Genomic DNA, 17,182 nt, shown 5'->3' on the forward strand with positions numbered 1-17,182 from the left:
AAGGTGGCATTTATATGAAGTTGTCAAGGTTCAGAAGGTTGACTACAGAGCCTTTGTGAGGGGCTGTAGTGTTGATACTACAGTTGTAATACAATGTACTACAGAGTGTCAAGGGGATACTACAAATTTCTTTTGAGAGGTGAGAGGGCAATAGTGGAAAGGATGGCTAGACTGCCCTCTCGGACTGAGTTGTAGTTTCTACGCTAAGGAAGAAACATGTACTTCACTCATCTGCCACAGCTTGTAGATGAAGAACTCGGTGCGATCGCTGAGCACAGTGAGGAACATCCCTTCATGAGCTTCCTTGCTCTCAGCAATCCAGCTTCCACTCAGACTGACTTCTACAAGCTCGTCATCGACTGGAGTGACATTGACTCTTCCACGGCACTCTTGACATAGTGACAACTCTAACTGCTCCAGTTCAGGAACATCAGCAGGTAAGAGAAAGGAGGCGTGACCGGGCTCGACTTGAAGGGGCTGTCCTAAGCGCATGGCGAGAACAACTCGCTGAGCGATCGCCAGTTCTGGAGAGGTCATCAGCCGCTCCATGTACAATCCGTCTTCGGTGTAGTTCAACTTCAACATTGGTCTCGCCTCCTTCTTCTATTCAGCTCAATGGTCAGTGGGCTGCTCTTTCCAGAACTGTTCTGCAAATGCAATGGCAGGGTGGATGGGTGCTCTGGGCTTACTTCTGAGCACCATCCCGGTGTCTGTCGTGTAAGAGGCGTTGGCGAAGCCTCTCCGCAGGAGAATCGCCCTTAGCTGAATTGCACTTCTCGCACGCAGCCACTACGTTGTCCCAGGTGTGAGTGCCACCTTTGGAACGGGGAATGACATGATCCAGGGTGAGACGCTTGGTACTGCCGCAGTACTGGCAGGCATGGTGATCGCGACGGAAGACTTCTCGACGATTCACAGGTGGTAGCTTCCACTGCCGCTCTGGATTGCCACTCGTCAAACGGATATGCTCCGGCACTTGTAGTACAACGCTAGGAGAACGCACTTCCCAAGTCTGGAGACTGCTGAACTCTAGTGATTCTGCCTGGCCCGTGACTAGAAGCACGATCGCTCGCTTAATGTTGATACGTGCCAGGGGAAGGTAGTTCTTGGAGAAGACTACGACCTGGTTGTGTAGTATTGGAATCTTCTGACTCTGCTCTGTTGCTTGCATAAAATTCACTCCTCAAAAAACAACCCCCACTGCTGTTGACCAGGAGCGGGGGTAAAGGAAGTTGACGTGCTGTTTCCCTATGTCGGTGTCAGGCTAAACCTGCACCTCCCGCTGCTAGTCAGTTGATCTGGATTGAATTGTCCGGCGACTATCCCATCAATGCCTTTGTTGGCGGATTGACCACCACTAAATCGATACGTCTCCTCGCACGCAAACAGCACCGATGCGCTACCCCAACCTCGATGGGGAAGAACAAGGGCACTGGATAAGCTGGCGAGTAGGAGACGGATCATAGAAGGCTGGATTACTTGTATTACAAATCTGGATAGCTACATACTACACTTGTAGTATTATCTTGTCCACTTTTTGAAATTAGGTAGTTCGGTATGGATACACGCAGACCAAGTTCCACTTCGGAAATGCAAGTGACGAGTATCCGGCTGGAAGCTGAACTTAAAGAGCGATTGCGAGAGCTTTCCGGTGAGCAAGGGTATCAAACCCTCATTCGAGAAATACTTTGGCAATTCGTGAGCAACGGTTAATGCCTTTGGAGCAACGATCGCCTTCCCAAACTCCGCTTTTGTCTAGGTCAGAGATTCGAGTTACGTTTGAGGCGATCGCTCAGCAAGAAGAGTACTGCGCGATCACAGGTCAATTAATCCAACCACAACAACCGATGAAGCTAGGGCTCACAATCACTGGCGAACTAGTTCCTTTGAGCGCTTAAGCGTGAGTAGAGTGGATAAACCGAGATGTGGGAGCAATGGATAGAACGTGGTAATCCAAGTTTCAGATCACGCAGAGCGCGTCGATATCATCTCCGCCATGCCTGTAGGAAAGCGGATTTTCTTGGCGCTGCTGAGTCTGATTCCTCTGCTCGCACCCTACGAACTGTTGTGGCGCGTGCAATGGCATGACTATTGGAACCCAGTTTTCCTGCTCTTTGCCCTTGTCTCAGCCGGTGCGATCGCAGTGAGTGGGTTATTCCTTTTTGCTGCATTGGCTGGGCTGAGTTCTCAGATGACCTTCAATGCGCTACGCTCAACTTTCACTTACTCAGAACGTGCCCCTATCGTGCCTCAACGGACGCAAGTGCTGCCGCTGTCATTAATTGAGAGCATTCACATTCGCACTCAGGAATGGAGTGATGGGTCTCCTAGCTACTCTCTTAGAGTCACAATGTTCAATGGTGCTGTCTTCGACTCCGGCTCCTCAGAGTCGCGCCAGGAGATCGAGCAGGCAAAGGTGCAAGTCGAGGCTTTGCTAAACCGGACAGGGAATTTTTGAAGGCTGTCCTAGCAGCGCCCACAAATTAAGTAAAACTTATCAGCCAACGACAGAATCAGGGTTCCAGCGATTTCGAGTCGCAGGCGCTCGGTCAGTAACCCTTTGCAACGAACTAGAAGGCATTGGCTCTCTCTGCACCCTTAGCGGATCGCTTCAAATAAAGGTTATCCCACCAATCTGACAAATAGAGTTTCCTCTAATTTTGTTTCCCGAGCACTAGGAGTTTCAAGGTTTAGCACAAGTCAAAAATGATGACATTAAGGGTGTACTCTATTTGTCAATAATTCTCTCCTTTCAGAAGCAGCCCCTTTTGGGCATACCCGTAAACAAACTCATCCGCTTTAGGAAGAATTGAGACGTTGATTTGGAAACGAGTTTATTTACAGGTGCTGAGTAGTGGAAGCTGCGTTTTGGTTTGGGCAAGGGAAGAGTAAATAAAACGACCGAATATTTGCAGGTTGATTTGAGGTAAAGGATTTGCAGTCCTTTCATGGAAATAATAAAGCGCTCTCTAGCTATAGGTTGTAGAGAGCGCTTTACTTTTCTTGCCTAAACTTTGCCTAAATATCAGTAGAGATCCCTTACACTTTGAGCTTCTGACCCCTACAACCCCAAGGCAGGAATTTTTAGCTTGAGGTCTTGGTATATCAGCAGTTTCAAGCATTCTCAATAGCTGGAATATTAACAGTATCTCAATTCGTTGGCAAAGGCGATCGCTGATTCAGTGAAGCCAGAAAATGATTCTTATTTCTTCTGGATTGCCCAACTCTAGTAACTCTTCAACAAACCAGTCTAGACACCCTACAAACTCACGGTAGCTTTCTACCCATGCAACCTCGGTTGTCCCTTCTCTTTGCGTCATATAAACAGGTTCATCATCTGGAAAACTATCCGGGAAAGAAGCTGAACTGCAAAATAAATGAGCATACTGACTTTTCACATACCCAGTACAGGGTGGAAATTTCCTGCCCCAATCATAATCAATGACTTCTTGAACCATGAACCAAGTGAGATAACGATTTAAGCTAGACCAATTATTCTCAAAATACTCTTTGTAAACAGAATTCATATCTGCTGGAAAACCACGCGGTTGGGAAAGAGGAACTATTTCTTCTGTATGCCCAAGATGATAGAGTTCGCGGCGATGAAAGCCCACCAAAGCTGCAAATAACTCGTATGGTGTACCGAGGCTTATAGCGCCAACTGGTACACTTTTGCCCTTTGACCAATTTGGTTTTGGAATTGGTTCCCATTGGTTATCCCTCCAAACTTCTGCATAGAGGCTACTTGTCGTACTCATTATTTTTGACTGCTGATAAAGAATTTGCAGTTGCGCCTTCACTAAAAGTCAGAGCTGTACAACGGTTGCGCTCAGGGGCTGCCAGTAGCCCGAACTCAGCGGTAGAAAGTTTGAAACAGGCTCGATCTATGTGTACTACAACGAGCTGGACTAATTCTGGCCTACAAAATGCAAAAACACCCGTACTACAAGCGTAATCTTAGGTGTTTTTGAAGCCTAAAACCCTCATTCTCTCGTTGAGTAATTGCGTCCCCCGCAATTAAGATTTAGGGCGATCGCCCCATTCGTGTGCCGCCAGGGTATCAAAAAAGGACCCTTTTTTGATAGGCCTTTGACTCATAACTCCCACCCTGATTTCAGGTCGTTTCAGCCTCGTCAATTTATATCCCTTTTTTGATAGTCTTTGATTGCTTAGTACTTAAGCAACGATCGCGATCGCCTCTCCCAGCTTCTAGGAGCAATCGCTTTGGTCAAAATCTTCTTTTAATAGATAGTGATGTCGGCTAATTGGCAGGTCTAGAACATCACCTATCAGCCAACGGTATCGTATCCTGTAGCAATCTCAAGAAGAGGAGGTGTAACTGCCTTCAATCTGCTAGCTTATCGGAGTTTTAGGGAACCTTGATTTAATTAGAGTCGTTGGCAATAAGCTTAGACATCCGCAAAACGCTCTCGTAGTCAGCTTTTAGTGATTTTTGATTGAAAAGCTAGGATCTGGCCTATATGGAGCATTCAAGGATTTCAGGGGCTATTTGCCAACCCGTCTAGTGAACTTCTAGCAGTTGAGGGATGAGATAGCGATGCAACCACTCTCTGAAGAACAACTCCGCCATCAATATGACAAGCTGACCGATTTTGTGGAAAATGGGGCGTTGTGTCTACACTGGGTTGGGCCTGATGGGACGATTCTGTGGGCCAACAAATCGGAATTGCACTCTCTGGGCTACTCTCCTGAAGACTATGTGGGTCAACACATCGCTCAGTTCCATGCCGAGGAAGATGTGATTAACGATATTCTCTGCCGTTTGACGGCCAACGAAACCCTCCATAACTACGAAGCCAAAATGGTTTGTAAGGACGGCTCGATTAAGCACGTCCTGATTGATTCAAGCGTGTATCGCGATGAGAACGGTCAGTTCATCCACACACGCTGCTTCACGAGGGACAATACAGCTCGGAAGCTAGCAGAAGAAGCGTTAAAACAGAAAACTCACCAGCTAGAACAAACTCTACAAGCTCTGCAACAAACCCAATTGCAACTTGAACAAACCAACAAAGACTTGGAATTCCGCGTTGAAGAGCGGACGAATGAACTCCAACAAGCTAAAGAACTGGCCGATAGCGCCAACAAAGCGAAGAGTGAGTTCCTCGCCAACATGAGCCACGAACTCCGTACTCCGCTCAACGGAATTTTAGGCTACGCGCAGATTCTGCTGCGCGATAAAGCGGCTAATCCGAAGCAGAAAGATGGAGTCAGTATCATTCACCAGTGTGGCTCTCATCTGCTCACCTTGATTAATGACATCTTAGACCTCTCCAAAATTGAAGCGCGTAAGCTAGAGTTTTTCTCCAAGAATTTCCACGTTGAGTCCTTCCTCACTAGCATTGTGGAAATGTGTCGCATCAAAGCTGAGCAAAAGGAAATTCACTTTACCTACGAAGTCCTGAACCGTTTGCCCAAGGCTGTGTTTGCCGATGAAAAGCGGCTGCGTCAAGTCTTGATTAACCTGTTGGGCAATGCCATTAAATTCACGGACAAAGGGGGTGTGACGTTCAAGGTTGGGGTAGTGGTAGAGTCGCCTCAGAGCGATCGCCAAGCATCTGCCACTACCACCAATTCATCTGCCATTAAGATTCGCTTCCAAGTGGAAGACACAGGGGTTGGCATGACCTCAGAGCAAGTTGAGAAGATCTTCATGCCGTTTGAACAAGTCGGGGACCAAGAACGGATGGCAGAAGGCACTGGCTTGGGGCTCGCCATCAGCTTGCAAATCGTGCAAATGATGGGCAGCGAAATCAAGGTTGAAAGTATGCCTGGCCAGGGCAGCAAGTTTTGGTTTGATGTCGAACTCACCGAATCCGATGAGTGGGTAGAGTCGAACAATGGGAACCCAGCGAGCCTAGTCGTGGGCTATGAGGGTGAGAAGTGCAAAGTACTGATTGTTGATGATCGCTGGGAAAATCGCTCTGTGATTGTCAACCTACTGGAGCCTTTAGGATTTGAACTCATGGAGGCGGTAAATGGTCAAGAGGGCTATGACAAAGCTTTAGAGTGGCAACCTGACCTAGTTCTCACTGATTTGGTCATGCCGGTGCTCGGCGGGTTGGAGATGACCCAAAAGCTGCGATCGCTGCCGCAATTCCAAAACACGGCAATTATTGCCTCTTCTGCGAGTGTCTTCAACTTCGATCGCCAGCAAAGTCAGCAAGCAGGCTGCAATGACTTTCTGCCCAAACCTGTGCAATCTGATGAATTGCTAGAACAGTTCCGCCAGCATCTAGACCTCACTTGGATTTATGAGGTAAATCATCAGCAGGCACAACCTTCAGTTAAAGCTTCTGCTGTCTCTGCACTCATTGCCCCTCCCGCTGAGGAACTTGAAGCGCTATACGCAGCGGCTCGCATTGGTGACATCGACAGCGTGGAGCAGGAAGCTCAACGACTGGCGCAACTCAACGTGCAGTATCAGCCCTTTGCCCAGCAATTGCTTCAGTTTGCACAAGCAATGGATGACGAAGCAATCTTGAAGTTTGTGAAGCAACAGGTTGAACCAGCTACGTAGGCCCCGCTATGACCACTCATCAAACGAGTTTAATTCTGATTGTGGATGACAATCCGAACAATACCAAGGTGTTGTTTGAGTTGCTCAAAGAGTCAGGGTATCGAGTGTTAGTGGCGAAGAGTGGGGAAAGTGCCCTGGAGAGATTGAAATCGGTCTCTCCAGACCTGGTCTTGCTGGATGTGATGATGCCAGGCATCGATGGGTTTGAAACCTGCCGTCGGCTCAAAGCTGCGCCAACCACGCAAGAGATTCCGGTCATCTTTATGACGGCGCTGGCTGACACCCTAGACAAGGTCAAAGGCTTAACCCTCGGAGCCGTTGATTACATTACCAAACCTTTTCAACAGGAGGAAGTGCTTGCCCGAGTCAGCATCCACCTCAAGCTCTATCACCTCAACCAAGATTTGGAGAAGCGGGTGGCGCAAAGGACCGCTGCATTATCCAATGCCCTAACCCAATTGCAACAATCGCAGATGCTGTTAGTGCAAAGTGAAAAGATGTCTGCACTTGGTCAGCTGGTGGCAGGAATCGCCCACGAAATCAATAACCCGATTAATTTTGTGCATGGCAATGTCACGTATCTGGATCAATACATGCAAGATGTCCTGAGTTTGCTTCAGGTGTATCAGCAACATTATCCCCATCCCGTCTCAGCGGTGCAAGCAAAAGCAGAAAACATTGACCTCGATTTTATTTTGTCTGACCTACCGAAAACCTTATCCTCGATGAAACTGGGAACGGGCAGAATTCTGGAGATTGTGCAAGGCTTACGGAACTTTTCTCGCTTGGACCAGGCTAACCTGAAAGCCGTGGATATTCATGCAGGGATTGAGAGTACGCTCCTGATTCTGCAACATCGTTTGAAAGCAAAGCCAGAACATGCGGGGATTCAGCTCATCAAGGAGTATGGGGTTCTACCCGAAATTGAGTGTTACCCAGGCCAATTGAACCAGGTCTTCATGAACTTGATTGCCAACGCCATTGATGCCTTGGAGGAATCGATGCTAAGTTGTTGGTTGCCCAGAGGCAATAGCCAACCCACCGGCACTGCTACCATTCGGATTTGCACAGAAATGTTAGATCAACATCACGTTTGTATCCGAATTGCCGACAACGGTATGGGAATTAAGGAGGAATTCAAGTCCAAACTGTTTGAGCCCTTTTTTACGACCAAGCCCATTGGCAAAGGCACGGGTTTGGGTTTACCCATTAGCCATCAAATTATTGTTGAAAAACATGGGGGGCAACTTGAGTGTATCTCCGTAGCAGGACAGGGTACAGAGTTTGTCATTACGATGCCAATTCGCGCAGCACTAACGTTGTAATTGATTCTTTGAAGGTGTTTGTGGAAAACCACAAGATTGCTTCAAACTGCAAGCAGCAATTTGAACTGAAAACCACTATGACATCTCTCTTAGAGCCTCCTCTGCCCCCCACCAGCAGCCTCACACTAGCTATTCGTTCGTGAGCTGTTGCGGTAGCACCTGCACAGTTGCAGTGGTCGTGGCTAGGGTTGACTCCGACTCACCAGGGGCAGGACTCTTCATAGAGCGAGCTGGACAATGAGGGCAGATTCATAGGCTAGGTCTAGTCCACTACCGGTAATGTTTCGATTAGTACCCAAGATATTTGGCACTTTAGTGCTCGGATAATAAGTCCCGAGCAATCAATTTGTTTTGAATTGCGATGATAGCAGCCTGAGTTCGATCGCGCACGTCCAGCTTCTGCAAAATTGCATGAACATGGACTCGCACTGTTCCAGGGGCGATGTACAGTATTTGGGCGATTTCCTGATTGGTTTTGCCATCGGTAATTAAAGCTAGGATTTCCTGTTCTCGTCGAGTCAGAACAGGTGGCATTTTTTCTGAGTCTCTAGCTGCAGTAGTACCGGAGTTATTTTCAAAGGCAGCCCGAATTTCAGTTGTAGCGGCAGAATCCCACCACGATGCTCCGACAGCGACCGATCGAATTGCGAGAATTAAGCTATGTGATGGTGCACCTTTAACACAGTAACCCTGTGCCCCAACTTCGATGATTCGGTTAATTAAAGCTTTTTGCGTGTGGGAAGTTAGTACAAGAATTGGCAAATTTAGAGCTAACTTTCTGATTTGCCGACAGGCTTCAATCCCACCCAGACCCGGTAGCCCAATATCAAGAACGACAATGTTGAGCACGTGACATTTAACCAGCTCGATTGCTGTTTCCCCATCTTCCGCCTCTGCCACAATTTCTAGCCCTGACTCTTGCTCTAACCGCACCCGTAAGCCAAGACGAAAGAGTTCGTCATCCTCAACCAGAAGAATTTTGAGTGGTGGAAATGCCATCTTAAGCGGAGCGGGGAGGGGTATAGGGGAGGGTCGGGAGCCGAAAGGCAAAGGTTGCCCCAGTGAATTGCCGATTCTCTGCCCAAATTGTACCGCCGTGTGCCTCTACGATCTGGCGGGACAGGTAAAGCCCTAAGCCTGACCCTTTTGCCTGGCGATCGCTCTGTCCCTGATAAAATCGTTCAAATAGGTGGAGAAGCTCGTCTAGCTTAATGCCCGCTCCATTGTCAATTACTTTCACGGTTTGAGACGAAGAACCAGCTTCTAGGATGATTTCAACCCGTTCACCACGAGGGGAGTGGTTAATGGCATTAGTGAGCAGATTTGCAATGACCCGTTGAAGTTGTAATGTATCGCCTTTAACCCAAAGAAACTGGCGAAAATCCGAGGCTCCATAGCGGAGAGAGATGTGAACCCGGCGACTAGCAGCCAGGTCAGTCATGGTTGCAGTAACTTCTTCTGCGATCTCCACCAGATCCACTGGGGCAAGATTAAGCTGTAACCCCTCCGTATCGTTTCGGTAGACATCCAGCAGGGTTTCAACCATTTGCAGCGTTGTTTTATGGCTACGTACCATTGTTGCAAAAACACGTTGCTGACTGGATTGAACCGCGCCAAAGGTGCCCTGCTGAAAGGCTTTTAACGTTTCGATCGCTCCTAACAAAGGAGTCTTTAAATCATGAGTTAGGGCGGAGGCAAAGTCTTCTCGCACACTTGCCAACTTCTCCTGTGCCTCTAATTTGGTTTGTTGCTGGAGTACCGTCTGCTGATATAAACGATTGCGATCGCTCAGTACACCCGTCACGATAAGTGCAAATGTTGCAATGATTCGACTGGCGATTGTGGAAACTTCAACAGTTTCGAGTCCTGGTAACCAAATATTTATCAGAGTGAGAATACAGGCGACCAGAGTGAGCAGAAATGTGACCTTCCGGCTCAAGTGAACGCTTGCCAGCAGAATTGGACCAGTGTAGAGATAGCCAAATACGTAATTAGGGGGAGTTTCCAACTCCAGAAAGAAAAGCACTACAAAAAGTCCTACCACTAACCAAAATGTTTTAAAATGCCGGCCCTTTAAGTGAAAAGTACGTTGAGAGTACAACATTTGGCTACTGAAACAAGAAGAACAATGACTGAGCTAGCCTTATTCTTGAAAGTTTAGCTAACTTTAAGTAAATTCCCCTGGAAATACAACTTAATTTGCGTTTAGATACAAACTTATATTTGCAGGTATAGAACTCATCTAAACACCTTCTAAATACTTCCTAAACATCACTTTTTAAGACTATATCAACAGTCCAAAAAGCATAATAAACGCTGCCCTATACCTTGTAATTCTTGAATTAGAGTTTCACTATCAATAGGTGATAGCTATTGCCAGGTCATAACGAATCAGCAATGGCTTGTGGCTCACATTCGAGTTCAACAGAACTATGTTGCAAGGATGGATTCAGATTATATTAACGCTGGTGATTGTAGTGGCAATTACGCCATTTTTTGGTCGCTACATGGCACGTGTATTTATGAAGCAACGCACCTTTCTCGACCCAGCGCTCAATTCTCTCGATCGAGTTATTTTCACGCTGAGTGGAGTGCGGACACGCGAGGAAATGACCGGATGGCAATATGCCAGGGCAGTGCTGTATAGCAACCTAGCGATGCTGGTGTTTATCTACTTGATTTTCATGTTTCAAGGCGTATTACCCTTTAATCCCACTGGTTTAAGTGCGCCTTCTTGGCATCTGGCTCTGCACACAGCGATTTCCTTTGTGACGAATACGAATCAGCAGCATTACTCCGGCGAAACAACCTACAGCTACTTCAGTCAGTTTGCGGCTCTGGGTTTCATGATGTTTACTTCGGCGGCAACGGGCATTGCAGTAGCGATCGCTTTCATCCGAGGGTTGACGGGCAGACCGTTGGGTAACTTCTATGTTGATATGATCCAGTCCATCACTCGGATTCTATTGCCCATCAGTATGGTCGGTGCAGTCCTCTTCATCGCGGCTGGAATACCAGAAACGTTAGCAGGTCCAGCCGTCGTGCCAACTTTAGAGAATCCGGCAATCAGTCAGGCGATCGCCCGTGGTTCCGTTGCTCACTTCGAGATTATTAAGGAGTTGGGCGAGAACGGCGGCGGATTCTTTAGCATCAACTCGGCACACCCCTTTGAGAACCCGAATGGATTCACGAATCTGGTTGAACTAGTCGCAATGCTCGTGATTCCGTCCTCAATGATCATTACCTATGGCATCTTCGCAAATAACTTGAAGCAAGCCTGGTTGGTGTATTGCATTCCGCTGACGCTCCTAGTTGTCTTTATTACGATTACGGCGATCGGAGAGTATCAGGGCAATCCTGCGGTGAATGCACTCCTAGGCAGTCAAGCCCCTAATTTAGAAGGGAAAGAAGTTCGATTTGGCTGGGCACAGTCTGCTCTGTTTGCCGTATTCACAACCGCCAGTATGTGTGGTGCGATCAACAGCATGCACGACTCATTAATGCCCAATGGCGGTTTTGTCACCCTGTCCAACATGTTTCTGCAAATTGTGTTTGGTGGACAGGGAACGGGAACGGCGTATCTCTTTGCCTACCTGATTCTGGCGGTATTTGTCACAGGCTTAATGGTCGGACGCACGCCTGAATTCTTGGGACGCAAGATTGAGAAACGGGAAGTTGTACTGGCAACCTTTCTCCTGTTGCTGATTCACCCAATCGCTGTTTTGATTCCATCTGCTATTACCTTGGCATCGTCTGGGCAACTGGCGGGCATTAGTAATCCCGGATTTCATGGATTGTCACAGGTGATTTACGAGTACGCTTCTGCTGCTGCCAACAACGGATCTGGCTTAGAAGGGTTAGGCGATGGGAGCCTTTGGTGGAATTTGAGCACTAGTTTTAGCCTGCTGGCAGGACGTTATATTCCCATTGTGTCATTGCTGCTGCTAGCAGATGGCATGGCTCGTAAGCAACCTGTGCCCGAAACGGCAGGAACACTACGCACCGATACGGGGTTGTTTACCGGAGTCACAGCCGGTGTGGTTCTAATCTTGGGCGCACTCACGTTCTTGCCAGTGCTGGCATTAGGTCCCGTTGCAGAAGCATTTCAAATTGTGAGAGGGATTGGGTAATCGATCACTATGAAACTAGAGAAGTCACGTTCAATTCGCGTGCCCAGTGGTCGTCGGGGCGATCGCAACCATACTCCCAAAGCCGATCGCAAAGGACTTTACCAACGGGCAATTCGAGAATCATTTGTTAAACTCAATCCGCGTGTGGCGGTGCGAAACCCGGTCATGTTCGTGGTGTGGTTAGGGACGATCGTCACCTTGCTTGTTACTATCAATCCCAATCTGTTTGGCACAGTTCAGGGAGAAGTTGGACAGCAGCGGTTACTGAATGGCATCATCACGCTCATCCTGTTTTTTACGGTTCTGTTTGCTAATTTCGCTGAAGCGGTGGCGGAAGGACGAGGCAAGGCACAAGCAGATGCGCTGCGATCGACCCGCTCTGACACGACTGCCCGCAAAATGCTACCCGATGGTTCGATTCAAGAGATTAGTTCAACCGAGTTGCGCCGGGGTGATCAAGTGAAAGTCATGGCTGGAGACATGGTTCCTGCCGATGGGGAAGTCATTCAGGGACTAGGGTCTGTCGATGAATCTGCGATTACTGGAGAATCGGCTCCGGTTCTGAAGCAACCGGGAACAGACATTGCCAGTTCGGTCACAGGGGGAACTCGTCTCCTCTCAGATGAACTGGTAATCCGAATTACCTCTGATCCGGGTCAGGGTTTCATCGATCGCATGATCTCTCTAGTAGAAGGAGCCGAGCGCAGCAAAACTCCGAATGAAATTGCCCTGACGGTCTTGCTGGCAGTGCTAACTCAGGTGTTTCTGATTGTCGTCGCCACAACTCCTTCGATTTCTGGCTACATTGCGGGTTTCCTGGATAACACTTTAGGCACAGAGGCAGGAAACAGTCTCCGTTCCGGAACCAGCATCGCTATCCTCATCTCGCTTCTGGTGGCACTGATTCCCACCACGATCGGTGGGTTGTTGAGTGCCATCGGCATTGCTGGCATGGATCGAGTTGCTCAGTTCAACGTCATTGCCACCTCCGGGCGCGCCGTAGAAGCTTGCGGTGATGTGAATACATTAGTTCTCGATAAAACGGGCACGATTACGCTGGGAAATCGCTTAGCCAACGAGTTTATTCCGGTCAATGGTCATGACCTTGAGGAAGTCTCGAACGTTTGTCTGCTCGCCAGTCTGTTCGATGAAACCCCAGAAGGACGATCGATTGTCCAACTCGCCCAAAAGCTGGGTGCCAGAGTTGATTTAGACGGTAAACCCGCAGAAGGAATTGAGTTCTCAGCCCGCACCCGTATGAGTGGAACTGACCTGAATAGCAAGGAATATCGCAAGGGAGCAGTGGATGCCATTAAAGGATTTGTGCGATCGCGTGGTGGTCAAGTGCCCTCAACATTGGATGAAGCCTACGAGCAAGTGTCGCGTTTAGGTGGCACGCCCCTCGCTGTTTGCCTGGACAATGACATCTATGGGGTGATTTACCTGAAAGATATTGTGAAATCCGGACTGCGAGAGCGGTTTGACCAATTACGGCGTATGGGTGTCAAAACCATCATGCTCACCGGAGACAATCGCATTACCGCTTCTGTGATCGCTCAAGAAGCTGGAGTCGATGATTTTATTGCGGAAGCGACCCCTGAAGACAAAATTGATGTGATTCGCAGTGAACAGGCTCAAGGCAAGCTCGTTGCCATGACTGGAGATGGCACGAATGATGCACCAGCTCTGGCGCAAGCCAACGTTGGTTTGGCGATGAATTCTGGAACACAGGCAGCCAAAGAAGCCGCCAACATGGTGGATCTAGACTCTGACCCAACCAAATTGATTGACTTGGTGACGATCGGCAAACAACTGCTGATTACCCGTGGTGCCCTGACAACATTCTCAGTTGCTAATGACATCGCTAAATACTTTGCCATCATCCCAACCATTTTTGCGGCGGCTGGAATTGGTGCACTCAACATCATGGGCTTAAAAAGTGCCCAGTCCGCGATCGTTTCTGCTCTAATTTACAACGCCCTAATTATCCCCGTCTTGATTCCCCTGGCTTTGCGGGGTGTGCAGTTCCGGCCGCTCACTGCCGATCAACTACTACAACGCAACATTTTGATTTACGGCTTAGGCGGTATTATTGCGCCGTTTATTGCGATTAAGGCGATCGACTTGATTCTGCCGCTGTCCTAACCCTTAAGCCAACCCCCTTATTGCTATGAAACTCAATTCTCTAAAATTATTACTCTCATCTCTTCAAACACCCACTCAAGCGCTTGAAGAGGTTGCAGAAATTTGGTCAGAGTGGCGCAGGCAAAAGCTACCGCTGTACTTGTTTCTGGCTCTGTGCTTTAACCTAATTGTTGCACCCGTCGTTTACGCCGCTAGTAGTCATGAATTCTCTCGCACACAAGCCTGGGCATTAGGGCTATTAGGGCTGGGAACCCTTGCACTCTCGGTCTATTTGTTCTTTGTCATGTTTGTACCGGAGAAATTCTAATGAGTTTTGCACGCGAGGCAGGTAGAGCTATTCGATCCACTCTGGTACTTTGGGTCATCACTGCATTGATTTATCCACTAGTTATGGTTGCCGTTGGGCAAATCGCCTTTCCCTTCCAGGCAAACGGCAGTATTCTGACCAGTGCTCAAGGCCAACCTGTTGGGTCAGCCTTGATTGGACAGCCCTTTACGAGCGATCGCTACTTCAACAGTCGTCCTAGTACCACCAGCTACAGCACGGCTGATCCATCTAAAGATGAGTCTGGCATCCTCAAAACGGGTGTGTCGGGAGCGAGTAACCTCGCTCCTTCTAATTCTGATTTGCTTACACGAGTTCAAGAAACCAGCGCCCAATTAAATCAGGCAGGTATTCAAGCGACTGCTGATTTGCTTTACACCTCTGGTTCCAGCCTTGACCCTCATATCACACCCGAAGCTGCTAGAGCGCAAATTACGCGAGTTGCAACGGCACGGGGACTGCAACCCAGTCAACTTGAAGATTTGATCAATCAGAATACGGATGGTCGATTCTTAGGCATCTTTGGTGAACCGGGTGTCAATGTACTGAAGCTTAACCTCGCTTTAGACTCATTAGCTAGCTAATGAGTCTATCCCACGAACTTTCAGCTTATGTGTACGGAAGGAATCATTGAACCGCCTTGCTTGGAGTATGTATCACTCGTCAAATCCTCCACCTGACAGCACCTATATTTGCCCTGCCCATCGAGGTAAGCATAAAATCTTCATCGGCATGGCACCAGGTGTCGGCAAAACGTACCGAATGCTGGAGGAAGGGCATCGTCTCCGGCAAGAGGGCATTGATGTCGTACTTGGCTTACTGGAAACTCACAATCGGCAAGAGACCGCACAACGAGCAGAAGGATTAGAAGTAGTACCCAGACAGCAAATTAACTGCTCTGACATCATTTTGTCTGAGATGGATACGGACGCAGTTCTCGCTCGCCAGCCACAACTGGTTCTCATTGACGAACTCGCTCATACCAATGTCCCTGGTTCTCAGCGAGAAAAACGGTATCAGGATGTGGAAGTTGTTTTGGCAGCAGGGATTGACGTGTATTCAACAGTCAATATTCAGCACCTAGAGAGCCTTAACGATCTCGTTGCTCGAATTACAGGGGTTGTGGTACGAGAGCGAATTCCTGATCGTCTGCTGGAAGAAGCCGATCAGGTAGTCGTCATTGATGTCACACCTGAAACACTTGAAGAACGCTTGAAGGACGGCAAAATCTATGATTTGAAGAAGGTTGACCAATCCCTACAAAACTTCTTCCAGCGTCGTAACCTGATAGCCTTAAGGGAACTGGCATTAAGAGAAGTTGCTGACAACATTGAGGGAGATGCACTTGAGCAGGCATCAAATGGAACAAAAGCGGATGCTCCGTTTTGCAGCATTCATGAACGAGTCTTAGTTTGCGTCTCAACCTATCCCAATGCAATCCAACTGATTCGACGAGGTGCTCGAATCGCTGGATATATGCACGCTCCCTTTTACTGCTTGTTTGTTGATGACCCTGACCGTTTCCTAACTAAGGCAGAGAGTTTGCATATTGAAACTTGCGAAAGGCTCTGTAAGGAATTTGGTGGAGAATTTATTCGAGTGACAAACTACGACAAAGTGAAGGCGATCGCACAGATTGCTAAAAGCTATTACATTACTCAGATTGTTATTGGTGAAAGCCAAAGATCCTTATGGCGACTGATGTTGCGTGGGTCGCTGACTCATCAACTGCTGAAGTCCCTCAAAAATATTGATATCCATATCATTGCCACAGAGAAGCGAACTTAGGAGCCGAAATATTTATAGCTCTCGACAACTAAAGTAGTTGTCCTGAATTTGCAGAGTATGTTGATAAACATTGTTGAATTGAGGCATTTTCGGTAACAAGTTGTACAAATCTAAGTAACCGTTGCCTGATTGCTGTGACCTTAGTTTCAATGGTTGAGAGGCAATCGCCAAGAGCCGTGACCTCCTCACCCAGGTGCTGTCCGATGGCTTGCTAGATTAACTCCGTTTGTCGCAGCCTTGTGGTTTTCGACAAAGCCTTAAGTTTGCTCACCCATAACTCAGGCACTCTCGCCCAATCATCTGCTTCGGTATTTCTGGCTATCCTAAAAGCGCTGCTGGCGTAAATACCTCAAGGTTAGCCAAATATTTCTGGGTCAAGGTGTAAACGACGTTAACGGTCCTAACGAATAAGTAAAACTTATCGATTGACGACAGAATCAGGGTTTCAGCCATTGTCGGAAGGAAGCGACCGATAAGCTGGGATTAACTGCTCTTTCCCCTTTAGATGTAACAACGGAGTATCAATGCTTGGGTCGAGTTACCCGAAGAAATGATAATTACTTCAGGTAAGAACAAGGTGGGTGAAATGAAGGTAGACGGCCACGGCCAAGCCAAGGTTTTATCTTCCTACGAGATTGCAAAATTGTTCAAGGCATTGGAGGGCGATCGCGATCGCGCCCTCTTTGGCATCTGCCTCTATAGAACCCATTTGAGATCTCAAGGAGAGGCTGCAAGCCGCTTGAGCATTAGCCTGACAAAGCAGAGGTTAATCTTAGTTGTTGCATGAGACAGAGTTCGCTCAAAGCTCTTTACTAGACTTTTACAGCGCTCCATCCAAGCATTGGATCGTTCTATCACCCATCGAGCCACCGCAGGCACTTCGCCACTGAATGCACGTGCCAGTAGCCAGTTGAGTAGGGAGGCAAGT

At 48.0% G+C, this 17,182-nt stretch carries 16 protein-coding genes; 11 read left to right on the forward strand and 5 right to left on the reverse strand.

All coding sequences use genetic code 11. From position 1 onward, the window contains the following. Nucleotides 1–198 precede the first annotated feature (198 nt). Both H6F68_RS27970 and H6F68_RS27975 read right to left on the reverse strand, forming a co-directional pair. Entirely contained in the window at nucleotides 199–585 is a 387-nt protein-coding gene (locus H6F68_RS27970; protein WP_190564177.1) for an alr0857 family protein, read from the reverse strand. Between the two features lie 100 nt (nucleotides 586–685). Beyond that, entirely contained in the window at nucleotides 686–1,171 is a 486-nt protein-coding gene (locus H6F68_RS27975; RefSeq protein WP_242065696.1) for an HNH endonuclease, read from the reverse strand. A gap of 386 nt (nucleotides 1,172–1,557) precedes the next feature. Between H6F68_RS27975 and H6F68_RS29690 the strand changes: the two genes are divergently transcribed. From H6F68_RS29690 to H6F68_RS27985, 3 genes are read left to right on the forward strand one after another with little or no spacing between them, the layout of a single operon-like run. Then, complete coding sequence (locus tag H6F68_RS29690; RefSeq protein WP_313930272.1) at nucleotides 1,558–1,713, forward strand: hypothetical protein; 156 nt, start codon at nucleotides 1,558–1,560, stop codon at nucleotides 1,711–1,713. Continuing rightward, complete coding sequence (locus tag H6F68_RS29695; RefSeq protein WP_313930273.1) at nucleotides 1,713–1,898, forward strand: hypothetical protein; 186 nt, start codon at nucleotides 1,713–1,715, stop codon at nucleotides 1,896–1,898. The genes H6F68_RS29690 and H6F68_RS29695 overlap by 1 nt, the downstream gene beginning before the upstream one ends. 47 nt (nucleotides 1,899–1,945) lie before the next feature. Next, nucleotides 1,946–2,458, forward strand: a complete 513-nt coding sequence (locus H6F68_RS27985) for a hypothetical protein (RefSeq protein ID WP_190564179.1) — start codon at nucleotides 1,946–1,948, stop codon at nucleotides 2,456–2,458. 721 nt (nucleotides 2,459–3,179) lie between these two features. Here the strand turns inward: H6F68_RS27985 and H6F68_RS27990 are convergent. Beyond that, nucleotides 3,180–3,758, reverse strand: coding sequence for a hypothetical protein (locus tag H6F68_RS27990; protein WP_190564197.1), 579 nt, complete (start codon nucleotides 3,756–3,758; stop codon nucleotides 3,180–3,182). Nucleotides 3,759–4,558: 800 nt separating this feature from the next. Between H6F68_RS27990 and H6F68_RS27995 the strand changes: the two genes are divergently transcribed. After that, nucleotides 4,559–6,541, forward strand: coding sequence for a PAS domain-containing hybrid sensor histidine kinase/response regulator (locus H6F68_RS27995; protein WP_199300457.1), 1,983 nt, complete (start codon nucleotides 4,559–4,561; stop codon nucleotides 6,539–6,541). Nucleotides 6,542–6,549: 8 nt separating this feature from the next. After that, nucleotides 6,550–7,866 (forward strand): sensor histidine kinase, encoded by a 1,317-nt coding sequence (locus H6F68_RS28000; RefSeq protein WP_190564181.1) that lies wholly within the window; start codon nucleotides 6,550–6,552, stop codon nucleotides 7,864–7,866. A gap of 312 nt (nucleotides 7,867–8,178) precedes the next feature. Here H6F68_RS28000 and H6F68_RS28005 read toward each other — a convergent pair whose 3' ends face one another. Next, nucleotides 8,179–8,865, reverse strand: coding sequence for a response regulator transcription factor (locus H6F68_RS28005; RefSeq protein WP_190564183.1), 687 nt, complete (start codon nucleotides 8,863–8,865; stop codon nucleotides 8,179–8,181). A gap of 1 nt (nucleotide 8,866) precedes the next feature. Next, complete coding sequence (locus H6F68_RS28010) at nucleotides 8,867–9,892, reverse strand: HAMP domain-containing sensor histidine kinase (RefSeq protein ID WP_313930274.1); 1,026 nt, start codon at nucleotides 9,890–9,892, stop codon at nucleotides 8,867–8,869. A gap of 406 nt (nucleotides 9,893–10,298) precedes the next feature. Here H6F68_RS28010 and kdpA point away from each other — a divergent pair, with 406 nt between their 5' ends. From kdpA to H6F68_RS28040, 6 genes are all read left to right on the forward strand, one after another. Further along, nucleotides 10,299–11,996, forward strand: coding sequence for a potassium-transporting ATPase subunit KdpA (gene kdpA, locus H6F68_RS28015; protein ID WP_190564187.1), 1,698 nt, complete (start codon nucleotides 10,299–10,301; stop codon nucleotides 11,994–11,996). Between the two features lie 9 nt (nucleotides 11,997–12,005). Further along, complete coding sequence (kdpB, locus tag H6F68_RS28020) at nucleotides 12,006–14,141, forward strand: potassium-transporting ATPase subunit KdpB (RefSeq protein WP_190564189.1); 2,136 nt, start codon at nucleotides 12,006–12,008, stop codon at nucleotides 14,139–14,141. A 25-nt stretch (nucleotides 14,142–14,166) separates the two neighbouring features. Beyond that, the gene (locus tag H6F68_RS28025) at nucleotides 14,167–14,448 is read left to right on the forward strand and encodes a potassium-transporting ATPase subunit F (protein WP_190564191.1); all 282 of its coding nucleotides are present in this window, start codon (nucleotides 14,167–14,169) and stop codon (nucleotides 14,446–14,448) included. Next, on the forward strand, nucleotides 14,448–15,050 hold the full coding sequence (gene kdpC / locus H6F68_RS28030) for a K(+)-transporting ATPase subunit C (protein WP_190441428.1): 603 nt from the start codon (nucleotides 14,448–14,450) through the stop codon (nucleotides 15,048–15,050). Before H6F68_RS28025 ends, kdpC begins: the two co-directional genes overlap by 1 nt. Nucleotides 15,051–15,117: 67 nt before the next feature. Beyond that, nucleotides 15,118–16,254 (forward strand): sensor protein KdpD, encoded by a 1,137-nt coding sequence (locus H6F68_RS28035; RefSeq protein ID WP_190564193.1) that lies wholly within the window; start codon nucleotides 15,118–15,120, stop codon nucleotides 16,252–16,254. A gap of 550 nt (nucleotides 16,255–16,804) precedes the next feature. Next, nucleotides 16,805–17,041, forward strand: a complete 237-nt coding sequence (locus H6F68_RS28040; protein WP_190564201.1) for a hypothetical protein — start codon at nucleotides 16,805–16,807, stop codon at nucleotides 17,039–17,041. Nucleotides 17,042–17,182: the final 141 nt, after the last annotated feature.

This window comes from Trichocoleus sp. FACHB-262, assembly GCF_014696035.1.
Taxonomy (GTDB): Bacteria; Cyanobacteriota; Cyanobacteriia; order FACHB-46; family FACHB-46; genus Trichocoleus.

Coding starts and splice junctions, on each gene's coding strand:
- H6F68_RS27970 (WP_190564177.1), bottom strand. CDS start 585: ATGTTGAAGTTGAACTACACCGAAGACGGATTGTACATGGAGCGGCTG.
- H6F68_RS27975 (WP_242065696.1), bottom strand. CDS start 1,171: ATGCAAGCAACAGAGCAGAGTCAGAAGATTCCAATACTACACAACCAG.
- H6F68_RS29690 (WP_313930272.1), top strand. CDS start 1,558: ATGGATACACGCAGACCAAGTTCCACTTCGGAAATGCAAGTGACGAGT.
- H6F68_RS29695 (WP_313930273.1), top strand. CDS start 1,713: ATGCCTTTGGAGCAACGATCGCCTTCCCAAACTCCGCTTTTGTCTAGG.
- H6F68_RS27990 (WP_190564197.1), bottom strand. CDS start 3,758: ATGAGTACGACAAGTAGCCTCTATGCAGAAGTTTGGAGGGATAACCAA.
- H6F68_RS27995 (WP_199300457.1), top strand. CDS start 4,559: ATGCAACCACTCTCTGAAGAACAACTCCGCCATCAATATGACAAGCTG.
- H6F68_RS28000 (WP_190564181.1), top strand. CDS start 6,550: ATGACCACTCATCAAACGAGTTTAATTCTGATTGTGGATGACAATCCG.
- H6F68_RS28005 (WP_190564183.1), bottom strand. CDS start 8,865: ATGGCATTTCCACCACTCAAAATTCTTCTGGTTGAGGATGACGAACTC.
- kdpA (WP_190564187.1), top strand. CDS start 10,299: ATGTTGCAAGGATGGATTCAGATTATATTAACGCTGGTGATTGTAGTG.
- kdpB (WP_190564189.1), top strand. CDS start 12,006: ATGAAACTAGAGAAGTCACGTTCAATTCGCGTGCCCAGTGGTCGTCGG.
- H6F68_RS28025 (WP_190564191.1), top strand. CDS start 14,167: ATGAAACTCAATTCTCTAAAATTATTACTCTCATCTCTTCAAACACCC.
- kdpC (WP_190441428.1), top strand. CDS start 14,448: ATGAGTTTTGCACGCGAGGCAGGTAGAGCTATTCGATCCACTCTGGTA.
- H6F68_RS28035 (WP_190564193.1), top strand. CDS start 15,118: ATGTATCACTCGTCAAATCCTCCACCTGACAGCACCTATATTTGCCCT.
- H6F68_RS28040 (WP_190564201.1), top strand. CDS start 16,805: ATGATAATTACTTCAGGTAAGAACAAGGTGGGTGAAATGAAGGTAGAC.